We start from the raw sequence: 19,020 nt of genomic DNA on the forward strand, positions 1-19,020 counted from the left end.
CGTCGTGCTCGCCTCCTGGACGGCGGCGGGACCGCGTCGGCGGCTGCGGCGGTGGATGTACCGCGACGGCCATCCCCACGGTCTCGCCCGCGTGCTCAACCGGCTCGATGCGGTGGTGCTCGGCAGCGGCCGGCTCCCGGTCGAGCGGGCGGTCACGCTCGAGGTGGCCGGCCGGCGCACCGGCCGGGTGGTGCCCGTGCCCGTCGTGGTGGCCGACCTCGACGGGAAGCGGTACCTGGTGGCCATGCTGGGCGAACGGGCGAACTGGGTGCACAACGTGCGCGCCGCCGGGGGAGCGGCGGTGCTGCGCCGGGGCACGCGGACCGCTGTGCGCCTCGAGGAGGTGCCGGTGGCCGAGCGCGCCCCCGTCCTCAAGCGCTACCTCGACCTCGCCCCGGGTGCCCGCGCGCACATCACGGTCGACCGGCACGAGCCGGTCGAGGCCTTCGAGCCGATCGCTGCCGACCACCCGGTGTTCCGGATCCGGCCCCTCGCCGCCGCGGACGGCTGACCGCTCCCGCAGCTCAGCGCGGGGTGATGGAGAGCGTGAGCCGGGCCCGGCCCTCCTCGGACCGTGCGGTGGCGATCCGCTCGGCCGACGGCGTGCCGTACTCCGTCGTCCGCTGACGGGCGGGGCGGCCGATCGCGGCGGCCATGGCCTCGAGCTCGGCGATGGTCTTCAGCGAGCCGTTCTCGCTGCCGGCCATCCGGCTGATCGTCTCCTCCATCAGCGTGCCGCCGAGGTCGTTGGCGCCGCCCTGCAGCACCGCCTTGGTGCCGGCGTCGGCGAGCTTGACCCACGAGGTCTGGATGTTCGGGATGCGGCCGTGCAGCAGCAGCCGGGCGACGGCGTGGATCGCCCGGTTCTCCCGCACCGTGGGGCCCGGGCGGGCGACGCCGGCCAGGTAGATCGGCGAGTTGTGGTGCACGAACGGCAGCAGCACGAACTCGCTGAACCCGCCGGTGCGGTCCTGCAGGGCGGCCAGGGTGCGCAGGTGCCCGACCCAGTGCGCCGGGGTGTCGACGTGGCCGTACATCATCGTCGACGTCGTCGGCAGACCGACCTCGTGCGCGGTACCGATGATCTCCAGCCAGGTCGCCGTCGGCAGCTTGCCCTTGGTGAGCACCCAGCGGACGTCGTCGTCGAGGATCTCCGCCGCCGTGCCGGGGACCGAGTCGAGGCCGGCCTCCTTGAGCCCGGTGAGGAACTCGCGGAACGACAGCCCGGTGCGGGCCGCGCCGTTGACGATCTCCATCGGGGAGAACGCGTGCAGGTGGATGCCCGGCTGCCGCTTCTTCACCTCGCGGGCGAGGTCGAAGTACGCCGTCCCCGGCAGGTCGGGGTGGATGCCGCCCTGCATGCAGATCTCGGTGGCCCCGGCCGCCCACGCCTCGTCGACGCGGTCGCCCACCTGCTCCATCGACAGCGTGTAGGCGTCGGCGTCGGTGCGCCGCTGGGCGAAGGCGCAGAACCGGCAGCCGGTGTAGCAGACGTTGGTGAAGTTGATGTTCCGGTTCACGACGTAGGTGACGTCGTCGCCGTTGACGTCGCGGCGCACCGAGTCGGCCAGCGCGGTGAGGGCCTCCAGGTCGGCGCCGTCGGCACCCAGCAGCGCGAGGTACTCGGCGTCGGAGAGCCCGGCCGGATCGGTCTCGGCGTGCGCCAGGGCGGCCCGCACCTCCGGGTCGCCCGTGGGCAGCGCGGTCGAGTGCCCGTCGCGGGCGGACTCGGTGCGCGAGCGCAGCTCCGACCAGTCGCCGTAGACGGCGTCGAAGTCGCTGCGCCGGTCGCTCGTGCGCCCGGTGGTGTCCACCTCGACGTGGAGGTCGACGCGGCCCGACGACGTCCAGGCCTCGTCCGGCTCCTGCCACGGCAGGCCGACCGGCAGCCGCCCCTCGACGGCCAGGCCGTCCGGGCCGGCCAGGGCGTCCACGTGTGGCCGCACCCGCGGGTCCAGCCACGGCTCGGGCTGCCGCACGTACGGCGGCTGGGCGGCCAGCCGCTCACGCAGCTCGAACCCGGCGTCCGCGGAGAGCTCGGCGAGCTTGTCGATGTTCGGCCAGGGCCGCTCGGGGTTCACGTGGTCCGGCGTGAGCGGGGAGACCCCGCCCCAGTCGTCGACGCCGGCGCGCAGCAGCAGGCCGAGCTCGGTGGAGTCGGACAGATTGGGCGGGGCCTGCACCCGGGCCTTCGGCCCGAGCAGCAACCGGGTGACGGCGACGGCAGCCACGTACTCCTGCAGCTCCAGGTCGTCATGGGCCTGCATGGCCGTGCGCGGCTTCGCCCGGAAGTTCTGGACGATCACCTCCTGCACGTGCCCGTGCCGCTGCGCGCTCGCGCGGATCTCCAGGACGGCGTCGACCCGCTCGGCGTAGTCCTCGCCGATGCCGAGCAGCACGCCGGTGGTGAAGGGGACGGCGGAGCGGCCGGCGTCCTCGAGCACCCGCAGCCGGACGGCGGGCTCCTTGTCGGGGGAGCCGAAGTGGGGGCCGCCGGGCTCGGACCACAGCCGCGTCGCGGTCGTCTCCAGCATCATGCCCATCGACGCCGACACCGGCTTGAGCCGCTGGATCTCCTCCCAGGACAGGACGCCGGGGTTGAGGTGCGGCAGCAGCCCGGTCTCCTCGAGGACCCGGATCGCCATCGCGCGCAGGTAGCCCAGCGTCGAGTCGAAGCCGTGCGCCTCCAGCCACTCGGCAGCGACCGGCCAGCGGTCCTCCGGGCGGTCGCCGAGGGTGAACAGCGCCTCCTTGCAGCCCATCGCCGCACCGGCCCGCGCGATGTCGAGCACCTCGTCGGGCGAGAGGTAGGGCGCCTTGCCCTCCCTGCGCAGCGCGCCGGGGGTGGTCACGAACGTGCAGTAGTGGCAGCGGTCGCGGCACAGGTGGGTGAGCGGGATGAACACCTTGCGGCTGTAGGTCACGACGCCCGGCCGGCCCGCGGAGGCGAGCCCCGCGTCGCGCACCCGCGCGGCGGCGGTGAGCAGCCGGTCCAGCGGCTCGCCGTCGCCCAGGCCGCGGGCGTGCAGCAGCGTCTCGGCCTCGACGGCGTCGAGGGTCACGCCCCGCTCGGCGCGGGTGAGCGCACGGCGCAGGGCGGACTCGGTGGGTGCGGGCAAGGCGGTCATGGCGGGTCCGACGCTAGTCCGCCGAACGGCCGAGGGGGATCTCCGCCCCACCACCGGCGGCTCAGAGGTCCCGGCGCACGAAGGAGACCGCGGCCAGGCCCCACACCATCGCCACCCAGACCGCCGCCCAGACCACGTAGGCGAGGGTCAGCGGCGCGACGCTGAGGAACGGGAAGGCCTCGCCGTCGGCACCGCCGAACTGCAGCAGCGCCGACGGGTCCTGGAAGCCGTGCATCGCTCCGCGCCACAGCCCGTCGGTGGGCAGCAGCATCCGCGACACCGACCCCACCCGGGCGACGGCGTCGTTGCCGAGCGCGGCACCGATGCCGCCGACCACCCCGGCGACCCAGGTGGTGCAGAACAGCCCGACCGCCACCACGCCCGACGCCATGGGCGAGACGACGGTCGAGAGCAGCACCGCGAGCGTCAGCAGGACGACGGTCTGGGCGGCCAGCAGGGCGAGCGCGGTGACGGGGGAGGGCGGCCAGTAGTCGACCGTCGCCCGGACGACCAGGACCTGCGCCAGCCCGGCCAGCACCACGAAGCCGGCGCCGAAGGTCACCAGGCCCAGCCACTTGCCCAGCAGGAACGCCGAGCGCCGGATGGGCCGCGCCAGCACGGCCAGCGCGATGCCCGACTCGGTCTCGCCGGACAGCGTCGGGCCGGCGAGGAACGCGGTGCCCAGCGCGGCGATGAGGCTGTAGCCGAACATGACCAGGTTGAGCAGGATGGAGGCGGTCAGCCGCGCCTCGCCGCTGGTCAGCGTGCCGCCGGACTCCGCGGCGAACCGCGAGAAGCCCCAGCCGCTCAGCGCCAGCAGCACCAGGGTGAGCGCCCCGAGCGCCAGCAGCACGCGGCGGCGGGAGGCCTCGCGCAGGGTCAGCCCGGCGACGGTGAGGACGACGCGGGTCACGGCTGGTCCTGCCCGTCGCGCAGGATGCCGAGCAGGCGTTCCTCCAGGCTGATCCGCCCGGGCTCGACCGCGTGCACCCGCGCGCCGAGGCCCACGAGGTCGCGGACCAGGTCGGGCACGGTGGCCTCGTCGTCGGCGGGGAACGCGACGGTGAACCAGTCGCCCTGCCGCTCGACGCGGCCGGCAGCGGCCAGCCGCGTCCCGCCGTCCGGAGGGAGGCCGGTCAGGTGCAGCCGCACCTCGTGCTGGCCGAGCAGCTCGGCCAGCGTGCCCGCCGCGGCGACCCGGCCGCGGTCGAGGATCACCACGCGGTCGCAGACCCGCTCCACCTCGCCGATCAGGTGCGAGTTGAGGAGCACCGCGACCCCGCGGGAGCGCAGCGAGAGCACGATGTCGCGCACGTCGACGCGGCCCAGGGGGTCCAGGGCGCTGGTCGGCTCGTCGAGGACGACGAACTCCGGCCGGGCCACCAGCGCGACGGCCAGCCCGAGCCGCTGCTGCATGCCCTTGGAGAAGCCGCCGACGCGGTCGCCGGCCCGGCCGTCCAGCCCGACCAGTGCCAGGGTGTCGCGGCGCTCGGCGGGCGGCACGTCGGTGCCCGAGAGCCGGACGTGCAGGTCCAGCACCTCGGTGGCGCTGAGCCACGGTTGGTACCGGAAGAGCTCCGGGAGGTAGCCGACGCGGGCCCGTGCGGTGGGGTCGGTGGCCGGCCGGCCGAGCAGCATCACCTCGCCGGCGTCGGGGCGCACCAGGCCGAGCACCATCTTGATGACCGTCGTCTTGCCGGCGCCGTTGGGCCCGAGCAGGCCGACGACCTCGCCGCGGCCCACCTCCAGCGACACCCCGTCGACGGCGGTCCGCTTCCCGTAGCGCTTGCGCAGGCCGGTGCACCAGGCGGCGGCCGTCGGCGGCAACCCGGCCACCAGCCGGGCCGCGTCCTCCAGGGCGGCCCCGCCGGTCGGCCCGGCCGCCGCGGTCAGCGGAGCCCCCGCGCGACGGCGAGCACCTCGTCGGTGTCCAGTGGCCCGGCCACGACGGTCACCTCGCCGTCGGAGACCCAGACGACCGCAGCCAGCGTGCGGTCGCGGGTGGCCAGGACGGTCGCCTGGTCGCCGTCGACGTCCTCGGTGGAGGTGGTCACGTAGTCCGAGGGCACCGGCAGCGGAAGCGTCGAGCCGTCCGCCGTGAAGGCGCGCAGCTGCGCCGCGACGTCCTCGGGCAGGCCGGGCAGCGAGAGCAGGTGGTCGCGCACCGTCTCGAAGGCGACGCCGTCGGAGAAGGCGGTCGGCGCCACCGCGCGGCCGACGACCAGGCCGGGCGCACCGGTCGAGGTGCTCCACACCTGGGCCACGCCGGGGCCGGCGACGAGGCGGACCGAGCTGCCGTCGACGCCCGGTGGAGGCGGCGGGACGTCCTCGCCGGCGGACCGCGCGGCGCGCTCGGCGGAGAAGGTGAACGTGGCGGTGACCTGCCCGCCCACCTGGTACACGGGCTCGCCGGTGACGCCGGCGGGCAGCGCGTCGACCTCGGGCACCTGCAGGCCGCTCTCGCGCTCGGCGGTGGCTGCGTCGGGCACCGAGCGGAGGTCGCCGTCGCCGGTCACCTCGACGTCCCCGTAGGCCTCGAGGTCGGGCAGCGCGACGAGGTCGGCGCTGCGCAGGCCCACCGCCACGACCTCCTCGGTGCGGAAGATCTGCAGCCAGTCGGTGGCGGCCGCGGTGCCGGCTCCTGCGAGGACCACGCCGACGGCGAGGGCCGCGACCGCAGGACGCCGGACGAGCTCGCCGAACCGCCCGCGCCGCGGGGAGGCCGCCACGGGGACCCGTGCGGGAGTCGTCGCCGCCGTCGACAGCCGGGCCCACGCGGCGGGGACGTCGACGTCGGCGTCGGCCGCGAGCGCTTCGCCGACCAGGTCGGCGTCCTCACGGGCCGCGGCCAGTTCGCCCAGGCAGCGGGGGCAGCCGGCGACGTGCCGGCGGTCGGTGTCGGCGACGCCGGCCGGCTCGTCGAGCAGGCGGCGCACCACGCCGTCAGTGGGATGACGCATGACGGGTCAACTCCTCGCGCAGGGCGGATTCGGCGCGTCGCACGGTGGTGCCGACGCTGCCGGGGGACAGGTCCAGGGCGGCCGCGACCTCGGCGTAGCTCAGCCCGCTGTGCCGCAGGACCAGGGCCACGGCCTGCTTGCGCGGGAGCCGGCCGAGCGCGGCGCGCACCAGGCTGCGCTCCTCGCGCGTCACGACGGTGTCCGCGACGTCGGGCACGTCGGCCGGCCCGGCCGCGGCGGCGGTCTCCTCGCGCGCGGAGCGGCGGCGGCCCGAGCGGATCACGTTGAGCGCGGTGTGCGCCGCGGCGACCGAGAGCCAGCCGGCCGCCTCGCCGGCCGGCACCGACGAACGGTTGAAGGCCAGGAACACCTCCTGGGCGACGTCCTCGGCCTGGTCCCGGGCGCCGAGCACGCGGGCGGCGACGGCCACCACGCGCGGGTACTCGCGGCGGAAGACGGCGTCGAGATCGGGGCGCAGGCCGCTGCGGGCGGACGAGTCGGCAGCCGGCACCCGGTCCCTCCCTCCGATCCGCCCCAGCACACCGGCGGGCGCCGCCCCGGCGAGCGCGGGGACCGCCGCACCCGGGAGGTGGCGGGGATGCCGCACGAGGTCCATGCCAGGGAAGCACCGCCGGGCCCCCGGATGTGACATCCCGGCGGCCGACGCCTGGATCAGCCCCTGCCGGCGGCCGATCCGGTCGGGTCGACGTAGCGGCCGCGGTGCCGCAGCAGCGGCTCGGCGGCCGGGTCGCCGGGCAGCACGTCGGTCACCTCGAGCAGCGCGAGCACGTGGTCCCCGGCCTCGACGAGCCGCTGAAGCCGGCAGTCCAGCGCGGTGAGCCCGCCGGCCAGGACGATGGCGTCGCTGCCCGGGGCGCGGGTCCAGGGCACCGCCTCCAGCAGGTGCCGGGCGCTGGGCCGGCCGGCCGAGGCGAACCGCGAGGCGACGATCGCGTGGGGTGCGGCGAGCACGGTCAGCGCGCAGCGGCCGACCTCCTCGAGCACCTCCGCGGGGTAGCCGGCCGCGGTCAGGCCGACGCCGAGCAGCGGGGGCCGCGCCGACACGCTCATCACCGAGCTGACCGTCGTCCCGACGTCGTCGATGCCGTCGCGCACGGTCAGCAGGCACACCCCGGCGGCGTACTGGCCCAGGGCGGCGGCGAACTCCGCGGCGTCGACCGGCATGGCGGACAGTCGACCACACGACGAAGATCGCGGCCGTGACTGCCACGGAAGAGCGCACCTACGACGTCGTCGTCCTCGGAGCCGGGTCGACCGGCGAGAACGTCGCCGACGTCGTCGTCAAGGGCGGGCTGTCCGCCGTCCTCGTCGAGAGCGAGCTGGTGGGCGGGGAGTGCTCGTACTGGGCGTGCATGCCGAGCAAGGCGCTGCTGCGCGGCACCGAGGTGCTGGCCGAGGCCCGCGCCGTCGACGGCGCCGCGCAGGCGGTGACCGGCGAGCAGGACGTCGCCGCCACCCTCGCCCGCCGCGACACCTTCACCCACGGCTGGGACGACGGCAGCCAGGTGCGGTGGGTCGAAGGCGCCGGCATCGACCTGGTCCGCGGCACCGGCCGGCTCGACGGGGAGCGCACGGTCGTGGTCACCGACGACGAGGGCCGGGAGCTGCGGCTGACCGCGCGCAGCGCCGTCGCCGTCTGCACCGGGTCGGTGGGCAAGCTGCCGCCGGTCGACGGGTTGGCCGAGGTCACCCCGTGGGGTCCGCGCGAGGCGACCAGCGCCAAGGAGGCGCCGGGGCGGCTGCTCGTGCTGGGCGGGGGGTACGTCGGCTGCGAGATGGCGACCGCCTGGCAGGCCCTCGGCGCGCAGGTCACCCTGCTGCAGCGCGGCGACCGGTTGCTCCCGCGGGCCGAGCCGCAGGCCGGCGAGGCGGTGACGGCGGCCCTGCGGGCGGCCGGCGTGGAGGTGGTGTTCGGCGCCGACGTCAGCGCGGCCCGGCGCGAGGGGACCGAGGTCGTGCTGACGACGTCGCAGCAGGAGTACCGCGGCGACGAGGTGCTGGTCGCCGTCGGCCGGGCGGCGCGCACGGCCGATCTCGGGCTGGACACCGTGGGGCTGGAGCCGGGGGAGTACCTGCCGGTCGACGACACCCTGCAGGTCGAGGGGCGGCCCTGGCTGTACGGCGTGGGCGACGTCAACGGCCGGCAGCTGCTCACCCACATGGGCAAGTACCAGGCGCGCCAGGCGGCGGCGGCCATCGTGGCGCGGGCCCGGGGCGAGCAGCTCGACGGGGCGGCGTGGGCCCCGACGTCGGCCACCGCCGACCACGCCGCGACGCCGTCGGTGGTGTTCACCGACCCGCAGGTCGCCAGCGTCGGGCGCACCGCCGCCCAGGCCGCCGGCGAGGGCCTGCCGCACCGGGTGGTCGAGTACCCGATCGGCAGCATCGCCGGGGCCTCGTTGTTCGCGGACGGGTACGAGGGGACCGCGATCGCCGTCGTCGACACCGAGCGCGAGGTGCTGCTCGGGGTCACCTTCATCGGCCGCGGCGTCGCCGAGCTGCTGCACTCGGCGACGGTCGCCGTCGTCGGCGAGGTCCCGATCGCCCGGCTCTGGCACGCCGTCCCGTCCTACCCGACGATGAGCGAGATCTGGCTGCGCCTCCTGGAGACCTGGCGCGACGGCGACTGATCGACACCTCGACACGTCGACATCCCGATTCGTCAGGGGAGGGCGAAGGGGGAGTGGTCGGGAGCGGGGAGGTCGCCGTCGGTGGTGGCGGTGACGGTCATGCCCTCGAACCGGGCGACGCCGCCGAGCGTGGTGAGGAAGGCGGTGTCCGCGGCGTCGCGGCCCGCGCAGATGCGCACGAGCGAGCGCGTCGGCGCCAGGCGGGTCGCGTCCACGACGCACCAGGTGCCGTCGACGTCGGCCTCCACGACGGCGTGGAAGTCCATCGGGTCCAGGCCGGGCGCGTAGACGGCGACCAGCCGGGCCGGCACCTCGAGCGCGCGCAGCAGGGTGACGGTCAGGTGCGCGTAGTCGCGGCACACGCCCTGCCCCATGAGCAGCGTGTCGACGGCGGTGTCGACCGGCCGGCTGGACCCCGAGGTGTAGGTCAGCCGGCCGTGCACCCACTCCGCGACGGCGGGGACCAGCTCCGCCCGCGGCAGGGACGCGTCGAACTCGCCGTGCGCGAACCCCTCCAGCTGGTCCGACGGGCAGTAGCGGCTCGGGCGCAGCGCCGTCGCCCACTCCGCGGGCGTGACCCGGCGCGGGGCACCGCCGTCGGCGACCGAGGCCGAGTAGCTGACGGTCGTGTCGCCGGCCCGCAGCTCCAGCCGGTGCACGCGGGCGCCGTCGACCTCGAACTCCTCGGCCTCCACCGGTTCGCCGCCCGAGATGACCGTCAGCTGCTCGGACAGCGGTGCGGTGACCGCCACCTGCAGCAGCGCGGTTGACGGGGCGGGGGCGGAGAGGGTCAGCGAGGCGGCGACGTCGGTGCGCATGCGGGCATCGTGACCGGCGTTCGCGGGCGCCGCCGGTCGGCAACGCGATGGTCACGCCGTTCTCACGCCGCCGTAGCGTGAGCGGGTGCCGGGAGGAGCTGCGATGCGGCGGGCGACGCCGTACCTGACCGTGGGGCTCCCGTGCACCGGCAAGACCACGACCGCCCGGCGCATCGAGGTCGAGCACGGAGCGCTCCGGCTGACGAAGGACGAGTGGGTGAAGGCCCTCTACGGCGCGGAGAACCCGTCGTCGGCGCAGGACGTCATCGAGGGGCGGCTCGTCGACATCGGCCTGCGCGCCCTGGAGCTCGGCACCGACGTCGTCCTCGACTTCGGCCTGTGGAGCCGGGACGAGCGCTCCGCCCTGCGGCAGGCCGCAGCCGACCGCGGCGCCGCGGTGGAGCTGCGCTACTGCGCGTGCACCCCGGCCGAGCAGCGCCGGCGGCTCGACGAGCGGCAGGCCGCAGCGCCGCACACGACGTGGCCGATGTCCGACGCGGAGCTCGCGGCCTGGGCGGCCGCCTTCGACGTCCCGACGCCGGGGGAGCTGGACGGCAGCGAACCGGTCGGCGACCCGCCGGCCGGGCACGCCACCTGGGACGCGTGGCGCGTGCACCGCTGGCCGCCGTCGGTGGCCTGAGCGGCTGTGGTGGAGTTGCCGCCGTGCAGTTCTCCGCCTCCTCGGCGCCCTGGCGCCGGTACATCGCCCTCGGCGACTCCTTCACCGAGGGCCTGAGCGACGCCGACCCGTCGCGCCCCGGCGAGTACCTCGGCTGGGCCGACCGGCTCGCCGGGCACCTCGCCGCCGCCACCGGGGACGACGTCGAGTACGCCAACCTCGCCATCCGAGGGCGGCTGCTGCGCCAGGTGGTCGAGGAGCAGGTCCCCGTCGCGCTGGAGGCGCGTCCGGACCTGGTCAGCCTGGTCGCCGGCGGCAACGACCTGATGCGCCCGGGAGCCGACCCAGACGAGCTCGCGGCCACCCTCGAGGCCGCCGTGATCCGGTTCCGGGACGCCGGGGCCGACGTGCTGCTCGCGACCGGCGTGGACACCCGGAACACCCCGATCCTGCGGCGGGCGCGCGGGAAGATCGCGGTCTTCAACGCCGACATCTGGTCGATCGCCGCGCGCACCGGCGCCGCTGTCCTCGACCAGTGGGGCGCCGGCTGGGTGCAGGACGTCCGGATGTGGGACACCGACCGCATCCACCTCACACCCGAGGGCCACCGGCGCACGGCGCTGGCCGCCGCGACCGCGCTGGGCGTGCCCACCGGGGACGACGTCGACTGGCGCACGCCCCTGCCCCCGGCGGCGCCGCGCGCGCTGCGGGTGGCCGTCGTCGAGGAGGCGACCTGGGTCCGCGGCTTCGTGGCGCCGTGGATCGGCCGGCGGCTGCGGGGGACCTCCTCGGGCGACGGCCGGGAGCCCAAGCGCCCGGTGCCCCTGGCCCTGCCCCGGCCCTGAGGCACTTGACGGCTCACTTGCATTTTGCAAGTCTTGCCGCCGTGAGCCTCTTCATCACCTGCCCGGTCGAGAGCGTCGAGCGCGCCACCGCCTTCTACACCGCGCTCGGCTGGACGCTCAACGCCGAGATGTCCGATCACAACGTGGCGTGCTTCTCGATCGCACCGGAGCAGTACGTGATGCTCGGCAGCCGCGAGATGTACGCCGGCGTCGGCGGTGTCGAGGAGCTGGTCGGCGGACCGCACACCCCTTCGAAGGTCACCGTCTCGTTCGACCTCGGCAGCCGCGAGGCCGTCGACGAGCTGGTCGAGCGCGCCGGCGCCGCGGGCGGGCGGATCGGCGACGTGGACGACTACCCCTTCATGTACCAGCGCCAGTTCGACGACCCCGACGGCTACCACTACTCGCCGTTCTGGATGAAGCCGGACGCCGACCCGACCACGTGAGCGATCTCGCCGCGGCCCTCGGCGTCGTCGGGGCGCGATGGGCGCTGCTCGTCGTGGAGCGACTGCTCGACGGGCCGCAGCGCTACGGCGACCTGCAGCGCGACCTCGGAGTGCCCACCAACATGCTCGCGACCCGCCTCCGCGAGCTCGAAGCGGCCGGCGTGCTGACCCGGCTGCCCCTCCGGCACAACACCCGGGCCTATGCGCTCACCGACCGCGGGCACGGCCTGCGCGAGGCGATCGACGCACTCGGGCGCTGGGGCGCGGAGCAGGCCTAGGAGTCCTCCGCCTCGTCGGCGAACTGGTCGAACAGACCGAACTTGCCGGTGTCGTCGGTGGCCAGCACGACCCGGCGCGGCGGCTCCGGGTCCGCGGTCCGCTGCTGCGGCACGATCGGCGTCTCCAGCTCGTCGGGCAGCAGTGCGCCGGCGACCTCCTCGGCCGGGGCCTGGGTGACCTCGCCGATGAGCACGTCCGCCGGGCTGGGCAGCGGCGCCGGCCGGCCGAACGCGTAGCCCTGGGCCATGGCGCAGCCGTGGTCGAGCAGCCAGGCGGCCTGGTCGAGGTCCTCGATGCCCTCGGCGATCACCTGCAGGCCCATGCCGCGGCCGAGCTGGAGCAGGCCCTGCACGAGGGCGGCGGTCGCGGGCTCGGCCACGACGTCGGCGACGAAGGAGCGGTCGATCTTGAGCGTGTGGATCGGCAGCCGGTGCAACGCGGTGATGGCCGAGTAGCCGGTGCCGAAGTCGTCCAGCGCCAGGGTCACGCCCTGGTCGGTGACGACGGCGACGGAGTGCAGCGTGGCCTCGGCCGCGAACAGCGCCGTCGACTCTGTGATCTCCAGCTCCAGCCGCCCGGGCGCCAGCCCCGACTCCTCGAGCGCCGCGGCGACCAGCTCGCTGAAGCCCTCCTCGGCCAGGTGCCGGGCCGAGACGTTGACGTGCACCCGCAGGTCCTCGGGCCAGGTGGCGGCGTCCAGGCACGCCCGCCGGAGCACCCAGGCGCCCAGCTTGGACGTGAGCCGGTTGTTCTCCGCGGCGTCGAGGAAAGCACCGGGCGGGAGCAGCCCGCGGGTGGGGTGCTGCCACCGGATGAGCGCCTCGTAGCCCAGCAGCGCCTCGTCGGCCAGGTGCACGATCGGCTGGTAGAACAGCCGCAGCTCGTCGTTGTCCAGCGCGTGCCGCAGGTCGGTCTCCAGCTGCAGCGCGTCGACGTCGCTGTCGCTGAGGGCCCCCTCGTGCACCTCGACGCGGGCGCGGCTGCCGTCGACCTTGGCCCGGTTCAGCGCGCTCTGCGCCTGGCGCAGCAGGTCGTCCGGCGTCAGGTCGGAGCCGAGGGTCAGGCCCACGCTGGCCGAGAGGGTGATCTCGCGGCCGTGCACGACGAAGGGCTCGTCGAGGACGCCGAGCAGCCGCTCGGCCAGGGCGCGCAGGCCCTCGAGGTCCTCGACGTCCTCGGCGACGACGAGGAACTCGTCGGCGCCCAGCCGCACGGCGGTGTCCTCGACGCGGGTGCTCCAGCGCAGCCGGTCGGCGACCTGGCTGAGCAGCAGGTCGCCGGCCTCGTGGCCGAGGGTGTCGTTGACCGCGCGGAACCGGTCGATGTTGAGGTGCACCAGGCCGACCTGCAGCCCGCGGCGCCGGGAGAGCGCGACGGCGTGCCGCAGCCGGTCGGTGAGGGCGCGGCGGTTGGGCAGGCCGGTCAGGGGGTCGGTGAACGCGCGGCGGACGAGGTCGTCCTCGGCCCGGCGGCGGTCGGTGACGTCGACCAGCGAGAGGACGACGAACTGCGGGACGCCGTTGTTGTGGCGGACCACCTCGTGCGCCTGCACGACCCACAGCTCGGTGCCGTCGGAGCGGCGCAGCCGGCGCTCGCCGTCGAGCAGCAGGTTGGGGTCCAGCGGCGGCTCGCCGGGGGCGGGGACCAGGGCGAGGTCGCCGACGGGCGGGTCGTCGGGGTGGGCGAGCAGGTCGACGTGCCGGCCGGCGAGCTCGTCGGCACCGCGACCGGTCAGCGCGCACATCACCGGGTTGGCGACCAGCACGTGACCGTCGAGGTCGACCAGCGCCTTCGCGATCGGCGCGGACATGAACAGCGCCTGGAACAGCTGGCCGCGGTCGGCGAGCAGCGTGTCGATGGCGCGCATGCGCTGCCGCGCCGCCGCGGTGGGCGTGCCGGCGGGCTGCCACGGCGTCTCGGAGGCGGGGATGCTCACCGGGCCAGGGTTACGCATCGGAGGCGTGAAGTGACGGAAGCCGTACGCGGAGAGTCGTGATCGTGCCGTCACAGCGGGTGAGATGCGGTCACGGTCTCGGCAGATGTGCACAGGGCCCGGCGTCGTCCCCGGTGGAAGCTGCTGTGGTGCCGCCCGCCGGCGGCCACGTGGTCAGTCCCCGACCACGACCCCCGGGGAGAAGGCGACGTAGCCGGCGAAGTCCGTCCCCACCCGCTCGACGGCCGACGGCTTGAGGTCCGGGTAGCTCCAGGCGCCGTCCGAGGCGGTCCCGGACGGGGTCACGACGTCCCAGTACTGGGCCGCACCCTTCCACGGGCAGGTGTAGGCCGTCGGGCTCTCCGCGAGCGCTCCGTCGACCACCGCGGACGGCGGGAAGTACCAGTTGCCCTCGATCCGGACGAGCTCGGACTCCGGGGCCTCGGCGACGACGGTGCCGTTGACGGTGGCGCGCATGGGATCCCCTCCCACCGGGACCGCCCGATGCGGTCGCTCGTCGTCGGAACGTCGCCGCAGGCCCCCGTCATCCCGGGAACACGGTGCGCCGCGGCGGCGCTGGGGGAGGCGTGGAGAAGCGGATCGGTTTTCTGTCCTTCGGGCACTGGCAGCCCATCCCCGGGTCGCAGGTGCGCACCGGCCGCGACGCGCTGGTGCAGAGCGTCGAGCTGGCCGTCGCGGCCGAGGAGATCGGCCTGGACGGCGCCTACGTGCGGGTGCACCACTTCGCCCGCCAGCTGGCCTCGCCGTTCCCGCTGCTGGCCGCGATGGCCGCCCGCACCAGCCGGATCGAGCTGGGCACCGGCGTCATCGACATGCGCTACGAGAACCCGCTGTACATGGCCGAGGAGGCCGCGGCGACCGACCTGCTCAGCGACGGCCGGCTGCAGCTCGGCGTCAGCCGCGGCTCACCGGAGACGGCGCTGCGCGGCTCGGAGGCCTTCGGCTACGTGCCCGGACCGGGCAGCAGCGACGCCGACCTCGCCCGGCAGAAGACCGCCCTGTTCATGGCCGCCATCTCCGCGCAGCCGATCGTCGACGCCGACCCGAAGATGACCGGCGGCCGCCCCGGGCAGCTGCCGGTCCTGCCGCAGTCGCCGGGTCTGGCCGACCGCATCTGGTGGGGGTCGGGCACCCGCGCGACCGCCGAGTGGACGGCGCAGCAGGGACTGAACCTGATGAGCTCGACGCTGCTGGTCGAGGACACCGGCGTCCCCTTCGACGAGCTGCAGGCCGAGCAGATCGCCCGCTTCCGGGCGGCGTGGCGCGAGGCCGGCTGGGAGCGCGAGCCGCGGGTGTCGGTGAGCCGCAGCGTGCTGCCGATCGTCAGCGACCTGGACCGGCAGTACTTCGGCGGCGACAGCGGCGATGACCAGGTCGGGGTGCTCGAGGGCGTGCGGGCGCGGTTCGGGAAGAGCTACGTCGGCGAGCCCGACCAGCTCGCCGAGGAGCTGGCCAAGGACGCCGCGGTGCGCGAGGCCGACAGCCTGCTCATCACCGTGCCCAACATGCTCGGCGTCGAGTACAACGCCCGGCTGCTGCAGAACGTCGTCGAGCACGTGGCCCCGGCCATCGGCTGGGTGCACCCGGACCGCCGCGCCGCCTGACGGTCGCGTCCGGCCGCGAGATCTGCACACTCGGGCCCTTCAGGGCGCTCAAAGCCCCGAGTGTGCAGATCTCGCGGAGGGTCAGCGCAGGTCGAAGCCCAGGTCCAGCACCGGCGCGCTGTGGGTGAGCGCGCCGACCGCCAGGAAGTCGACGCCGGTCGCCGCGACCTCCTTCGCCCGGTCCAGCGACAGCCCCCCGCTGGCCTCCAGCCGCACCCCCGTGCCGCGCACCAGGTCGACGGCGGTCCGGGTGTCGGCGGTGGAGAAGTTGTCCAGCAGCACGAGCTGCACGCCGGCCTCGACCGCCTCGTGCACCTGCTCGAGGGTGTCGCACTCGACCTCGAGCGGGATGCCCGGCGCCGAGGCCCGCACCGCCTCCACCGCGGCGGCGATGCCCCCCGCCGCGGTGACGTGGTTGTCCTTGACCAGGGCGGCGTCGCCGAGCGCCATGCGGTGGTTGACCCCGCCGCCGCAGCGCACCGCGTACTTCTCCAGCGCCCGCAGGCCCGGCGTCGTCTTCCGGGTGTCCCGCACCGCCGCGCCGGTGCCCTCGATCGCGTCGACCCACCGCCGGGTGAGGGAGGCGATGCCGGACAGGTGGCAGACCAGGTTGAGCGCCGTGCGCTCCGCGGTGAGCAGCGAGCGGGTCGGTCCGGTGACCGTCAGCACCGGGAGGCCCGGCTCGGTGGCCGCGCCGTCGGCCTCGTGCACGAGGACCTCGACCGCCGCGCCGCCCACCAGCTCGAAGACGGCGGCCGCGGCGTGCACGCCGGCGAGGACGCCGACGCTGCGCGGCGTGACGTCGCCGGTCGCGACGGCGTCGGCCGGCACCGTGGACCCCGTCGTGACGTCGGGGCCGAACGCGAGGTCCTCGTCCAGCGCGGTGCGGACGACGCGCTCCACGTCGGCCGGGTCGAGCCCGCCCGCGCGCAGCGCGGAGGCGGTCCCGTCGCGCAGCGGGGTCCTCACGCGACCACCAGCTCGTCGGCGGCGGCCTGCACCGGCACGGTGCGGGTGCGCAGGTGGCCGGTGCGGTCCAGCCGGTGCACCAGCCGCACCTGCCACTCCGGCCGGGTGGCCGGGAGGTCGAGGCGGCGGTGGCAGCCGCGGCTCTCCGCTCGGGCGAGCGCGCCCGAGGCCAGCAGCGTGGCCACGGTGTGCAGCGCGGTGGTCTCGACGGTCGCCAGGTCCAGCGGCGCTGCGGGCGCCCGGTCGACGGCGCCCAGCGCCCGGGTCAGCTCGGCCAGTCCCTCGGCCTCGCGCAGCACCCCGGCGTGCCGGGTCGTGGCGGTCGTGACGACGGCGCGCGCCGCGGGGTCGATCGCGGCTCCGTCACCGGCCGGCGGGACCACGTCGGCGAGCGGTGGCAGGGCGGCGGCGAGCAGCGCGGCGCAGCGGCGGGCGGCGACCAGCCCCTCGGTGATCGAGTTCGACGCCAGCCGGTTGGCCCCCTGCACGCCGGTGCAGGCGACCTCGCCCACGGCGAAGAGCCCGGGCACGCCGGTGCGCCCGTCCAGGTCGGCCAGCACCCCGCCGCAGGCGTAGTGCGCCGCGGGCACGACGGGGACCGGCTGGAGGGCGGGATCGATCCCGGCGTCGCGGCAGGCCCGGGTGATGCCGGGGAAGCGGCGCTCCAGGAAGTCGGCGCCCAGGTGCCGGGCGTCCAGGAACACGTGCTCGGCGCCGCTGGCCCGCAGGTGCGCGGCGACGGTCGCCGAGACGACGTCGCGCGGCGCCAGGTCGGCCAGCGGGTGCGCGCCGGCCATGATCCGGGTCCCGTCGCCGTCGACGAGGACCGCGCCCTCGCCGCGCACCGCCTCGGAGACCAGCGGCTGCTGCCCGCGGGCGCCGGTACCGGTCCACAGCGCGGTCGGGTGGAACTGCACCAGCTCGACGTCGGCGACCTCCGCGCCGGCGCGCAGCGCGAGGGCCAGCCCGTCGCCGGTGGCACCGGCCGGGTTGGTGGTCGCGGTGAACACCTGGCCGAATCCGCCGGTGGCCAGCACGACGGCGCGGGCCCGCAGGTCCTCGACGTCGACCAGCGCGCCGCCGTCGGTGGTGCGGGCGATGCGCAGCCCGGCCACCCGGCCGTCGGGGGCCCGCAGCGCGTCGAGCGCGACGGTCCGCTCGAGCACGGTGATGCCGCGGGCGCGCAGTGCGGCGGCCAGGGTGCGGGTGACCTCGGCCCCGCTGGCGTCGCCGCCGGCGTGCACGATCCGGTCGCGGCTGTGCCCGCCCTCGCGGGTGAGCGCCGGCCGGCCGTCGGCGGCGAGGTCCAGCCGGGCGCCGAGCGCCCGCAGCTCGGCGACGGCCTCCGGTGCCTCGGCGACCAGGGTGCGCACCGCCGCCTCGTCGCACAGGCCCGCGCCGGCGACGAGCGTGTCGCGCACGTGCAGCTCGGCGTCGTCGTCGTTCCCGAGGACGGCGGCCAGCCCGCCCTGCGCCCACGGCGTGCTGCCCGCGCCCAGCTCGCCCTTGGTGACGACGGTGACCGCGCGCCCCGCATCGGCCAGCGCGACGGCGGTCATCAGCCCGGCCGCGCCGCTGCCGACGACGACGACGTCGGTGACCCGCTCGCCCTCGGCCGCGGGCAGGGGCAGCTCCGCGACGACGGGCGGCGCCAGGGTGGCGACCCCGTGCACCTCACTCACCGACCGGCGACGGCGTGCCGATGGCCACCATGGCCTCGACGGCGGCCCGGGCGCGGGCAGCGACCTGCGGGTCCACGGTCACCTCGTCGCGGCCCTCGCGCAGCGCCCGCAGCAGCTTCTCCGGCGTCGACATCTTCATGTACGGGCAGGCGGCGCGGGAGTTGACCGGCTCGAACGCGGTGGTCGGGTTGGCCTGCCGCAGCTGGTGCAGCATGCCGATCTCGGTGGCGACCAGCACGCGGTCGGCCTTCGTCCGGCGGGCCTCGTCGAGCATGCCGCCGGTGGAGAGGATGTGCACCCGCTCCGAGGGCAGCTGTCCGTCCGACACCATCCACAGCGCGCTCGTGGCGCAGCCGCACTCGGGGTGCACGAGCAGCTCGGCGTCGGGCGCGGCCGCGACGCTGGCCCGCAGGTCGGTGGGGGAGATGCCGGCGTGCACGTGGCACTCGCCCATCCAGATGCGCATGTTCGCCCGGCCGGTGACCCGCTGGACGTGCGCGCCCAGGAACTGGTCGGGCAGGAAGAGGATCTCGCGGTCGGCGGGGATCGACTCGACCACCTCGACGGCGTTGGACGAGGTGCAGCAGATGTCGGTCTCGCCCTTCACCTCGGCCGAGGTGTTGACGTAGGAGACCACGACGGCGCCCGGGTGCTCCGCCTTCCAGGCGCGCAGCTGGTCGGCGGTGATGGTGTCGGCCAGCGAGCAGCCGGCGTCCGCGTCCGGGACGAGGACGGTCTTCTCCGGCGCGAGGATCTTCGCCGTCTCGGCCATGAAGTGGACGCCGGCGAAGACGATCGTCCCGGCGTCGCTGGAGGCGGCCAGGCGCGAGAGCGCGAGGGAGTCGCCCACGTGGTCGGCGACGTCCTGGATCTCGGGCGCCTGGTAGTTGTGCGCCAGCACGACGGCGTCCTTCTCGCGAGCGAGCCGGCGGACCTCCTCGCGCCAGTGCTGCCACTGGTCGGGGGTCCACGCGGGGGCGGTCGGGGCGGGGAGCGTCGCGGTCACGGGGACCTCCGTCGGAGTGGTTTCTGACTACCAGGCTAAAACCTCGCGCCAAGACACTA

General features: G+C 75.6%; 19 protein-coding genes. 7 read left to right on the top strand and 12 right to left on the bottom strand.

Annotated features, from left to right (window positions below; translation table 11 throughout):
* The first annotated feature begins 4 nt into the window (after positions 1 to 4).
* Entirely contained in the window at positions 5 to 511 is a 507-nt protein-coding gene (locus ACI79H_RS04300; protein WP_456553141.1) for a nitroreductase/quinone reductase family protein, read from the top strand.
* Between the two features lie 13 nt (positions 512 to 524).
* On the opposite strand, the gene ACI79H_RS04305 is transcribed toward ACI79H_RS04300, so the two are convergent.
* The 6 genes from ACI79H_RS04305 to ACI79H_RS04330 form a co-directional block, all read right to left on the bottom strand.
* Positions 525 to 3,128 carry a bifunctional FO biosynthesis protein CofGH gene (locus tag ACI79H_RS04305; protein ID WP_456553142.1) on the bottom strand — a complete coding sequence of 868 codons (2,604 nt, stop codon included), beginning with the start codon at positions 3,126 to 3,128 and terminating at the stop codon, positions 525 to 527.
* A gap of 61 nt (positions 3,129 to 3,189) precedes the next feature.
* Positions 3,190 to 4,041: an ABC transporter permease gene (locus ACI79H_RS04310; protein WP_456553143.1), complete on the bottom strand. Its 852-nt coding sequence runs from the start codon at positions 4,039 to 4,041 to the stop codon at positions 3,190 to 3,192.
* Positions 4,038 to 4,964 carry an ABC transporter ATP-binding protein gene (locus tag ACI79H_RS04315; protein WP_456553144.1) on the bottom strand — a complete coding sequence of 309 codons (927 nt, stop codon included), beginning with the start codon at positions 4,962 to 4,964 and terminating at the stop codon, positions 4,038 to 4,040. Before ACI79H_RS04315 ends, ACI79H_RS04310 begins: the two co-directional genes overlap by 4 nt.
* Positions 4,965 to 5,017: 53 nt before the next feature.
* Positions 5,018 to 6,088: a hypothetical protein gene (locus ACI79H_RS04320; protein ID WP_456553145.1), complete on the bottom strand. Its 1,071-nt coding sequence runs from the start codon at positions 6,086 to 6,088 to the stop codon at positions 5,018 to 5,020.
* The gene (locus ACI79H_RS04325; protein ID WP_456553146.1) at positions 6,072 to 6,599 is read right to left on the bottom strand and encodes a sigma-70 family RNA polymerase sigma factor; all 528 of its coding nucleotides are present in this window, start codon (positions 6,597 to 6,599) and stop codon (positions 6,072 to 6,074) included. Before ACI79H_RS04325 ends, ACI79H_RS04320 begins: the two co-directional genes overlap by 17 nt.
* Positions 6,600 to 6,760: 161 nt before the next feature.
* Positions 6,761 to 7,273, bottom strand: coding sequence for a flavin reductase family protein (locus ACI79H_RS04330; protein ID WP_456553147.1), 513 nt, complete (start codon positions 7,271 to 7,273; stop codon positions 6,761 to 6,763).
* A 35-nt stretch (positions 7,274 to 7,308) separates the two neighbouring features.
* Between ACI79H_RS04330 and ACI79H_RS04335 the strand changes: the two genes are divergently transcribed.
* The gene (locus tag ACI79H_RS04335; protein WP_456553148.1) at positions 7,309 to 8,739 is read left to right on the top strand and encodes a dihydrolipoyl dehydrogenase family protein; all 1,431 of its coding nucleotides are present in this window, start codon (positions 7,309 to 7,311) and stop codon (positions 8,737 to 8,739) included.
* A 32-nt stretch (positions 8,740 to 8,771) separates the two neighbouring features.
* Here the strand turns inward: ACI79H_RS04335 and ACI79H_RS04340 are convergent, their stop codons facing one another.
* The gene (locus ACI79H_RS04340) at positions 8,772 to 9,557 is read right to left on the bottom strand and encodes a transglutaminase-like domain-containing protein (RefSeq protein WP_456553149.1); all 786 of its coding nucleotides are present in this window, start codon (positions 9,555 to 9,557) and stop codon (positions 8,772 to 8,774) included.
* Positions 9,558 to 9,660: 103 nt separating this feature from the next.
* Between ACI79H_RS04340 and ACI79H_RS04345 the strand changes: the two genes are divergently transcribed.
* From ACI79H_RS04345 to ACI79H_RS04360, 4 genes are read left to right on the top strand one after another with little or no spacing between them, the layout of a single operon-like run.
* Positions 9,661 to 10,197, top strand: coding sequence for an AAA family ATPase (locus ACI79H_RS04345; RefSeq protein ID WP_456553150.1), 537 nt, complete (start codon positions 9,661 to 9,663; stop codon positions 10,195 to 10,197).
* Between the two features lie 23 nt (positions 10,198 to 10,220).
* Positions 10,221 to 11,021 carry an SGNH/GDSL hydrolase family protein gene (locus ACI79H_RS04350; RefSeq protein WP_456553151.1) on the top strand — a complete coding sequence of 267 codons (801 nt, stop codon included), beginning with the start codon at positions 10,221 to 10,223 and terminating at the stop codon, positions 11,019 to 11,021.
* A 41-nt stretch (positions 11,022 to 11,062) separates the two neighbouring features.
* Complete coding sequence (locus tag ACI79H_RS04355; RefSeq protein WP_456553152.1) at positions 11,063 to 11,467, top strand: VOC family protein; 405 nt, start codon at positions 11,063 to 11,065, stop codon at positions 11,465 to 11,467.
* Positions 11,464 to 11,745 (top strand): winged helix-turn-helix transcriptional regulator, encoded by a 282-nt coding sequence (locus ACI79H_RS04360; protein ID WP_456553153.1) that lies wholly within the window; start codon positions 11,464 to 11,466, stop codon positions 11,743 to 11,745. Before ACI79H_RS04355 ends, ACI79H_RS04360 begins: the two co-directional genes overlap by 4 nt.
* Here ACI79H_RS04360 and ACI79H_RS04365 read toward each other — a convergent pair.
* A complete protein-coding gene (locus tag ACI79H_RS04365) occupies positions 11,742 to 13,682 on the bottom strand; it encodes a putative bifunctional diguanylate cyclase/phosphodiesterase (protein WP_456553154.1) in 1,941 nt (646 codons plus the stop codon). The two genes, ACI79H_RS04360 and ACI79H_RS04365, sit on opposite strands and share 4 nt — an antisense overlap.
* Before the next feature lie 171 nt (positions 13,683 to 13,853).
* Entirely contained in the window at positions 13,854 to 14,156 is a 303-nt protein-coding gene (locus ACI79H_RS04370; RefSeq protein WP_456553155.1) for a DUF427 domain-containing protein, read from the bottom strand.
* Positions 14,157 to 14,266: 110 nt separating this feature from the next.
* Between ACI79H_RS04370 and ACI79H_RS04375 the strand changes: the two genes are divergently transcribed.
* Positions 14,267 to 15,304 carry an LLM class flavin-dependent oxidoreductase gene (locus ACI79H_RS04375; protein ID WP_456553156.1) on the top strand — a complete coding sequence of 346 codons (1,038 nt, stop codon included), beginning with the start codon at positions 14,267 to 14,269 and terminating at the stop codon, positions 15,302 to 15,304.
* Positions 15,305 to 15,385: 81 nt separating this feature from the next.
* Here ACI79H_RS04375 and nadC read toward each other — a convergent pair whose 3' ends face one another.
* The 3 genes from nadC to nadA are packed head-to-tail and all read right to left on the bottom strand — an operon-like array spanning position 15,386 to position 18,961.
* On the bottom strand, positions 15,386 to 16,273 hold the full coding sequence (gene nadC, locus ACI79H_RS04380) for a carboxylating nicotinate-nucleotide diphosphorylase (protein ID WP_456553157.1): 888 nt from the start codon (positions 16,271 to 16,273) through the stop codon (positions 15,386 to 15,388).
* The gene (locus tag ACI79H_RS04385; RefSeq protein WP_456553158.1) at positions 16,270 to 17,955 is read right to left on the bottom strand and encodes an L-aspartate oxidase; all 1,686 of its coding nucleotides are present in this window, start codon (positions 17,953 to 17,955) and stop codon (positions 16,270 to 16,272) included. Before ACI79H_RS04385 ends, nadC begins: the two co-directional genes overlap by 4 nt.
* Positions 17,948 to 18,961: a quinolinate synthase NadA gene (nadA, locus tag ACI79H_RS04390; RefSeq protein ID WP_456553159.1), complete on the bottom strand. Its 1,014-nt coding sequence runs from the start codon at positions 18,959 to 18,961 to the stop codon at positions 17,948 to 17,950. The genes ACI79H_RS04385 and nadA overlap by 8 nt, the downstream gene beginning before the upstream one ends.
* Between the last annotated feature and the right edge of the window lie 59 nt (positions 18,962 to 19,020).

The sequence above is a fragment of the Blastococcus sp. SYSU D01042 genome, from assembly GCF_054050515.1.

Coding starts and splice junctions, on each gene's coding strand:
- ACI79H_RS04345 (WP_456553150.1), top strand. CDS start 9,661: ATGCGGCGGGCGACGCCGTACCTGACCGTGGGGCTCCCGTGCACCGGC.
- ACI79H_RS04370 (WP_456553155.1), bottom strand. CDS start 14,156: ATGCGCGCCACCGTCAACGGCACCGTCGTCGCCGAGGCCCCGGAGTCC.
- ACI79H_RS04320 (WP_456553145.1), bottom strand. CDS start 6,088: ATGCGTCATCCCACTGACGGCGTGGTGCGCCGCCTGCTCGACGAGCCG.
- ACI79H_RS04305 (WP_456553142.1), bottom strand. CDS start 3,128: ATGACCGCCTTGCCCGCACCCACCGAGTCCGCCCTGCGCCGTGCGCTC.
- ACI79H_RS04330 (WP_456553147.1), bottom strand. CDS start 7,273: ATGCCGGTCGACGCCGCGGAGTTCGCCGCCGCCCTGGGCCAGTACGCC.
- ACI79H_RS04340 (WP_456553149.1), bottom strand. CDS start 9,557: ATGCGCACCGACGTCGCCGCCTCGCTGACCCTCTCCGCCCCCGCCCCG.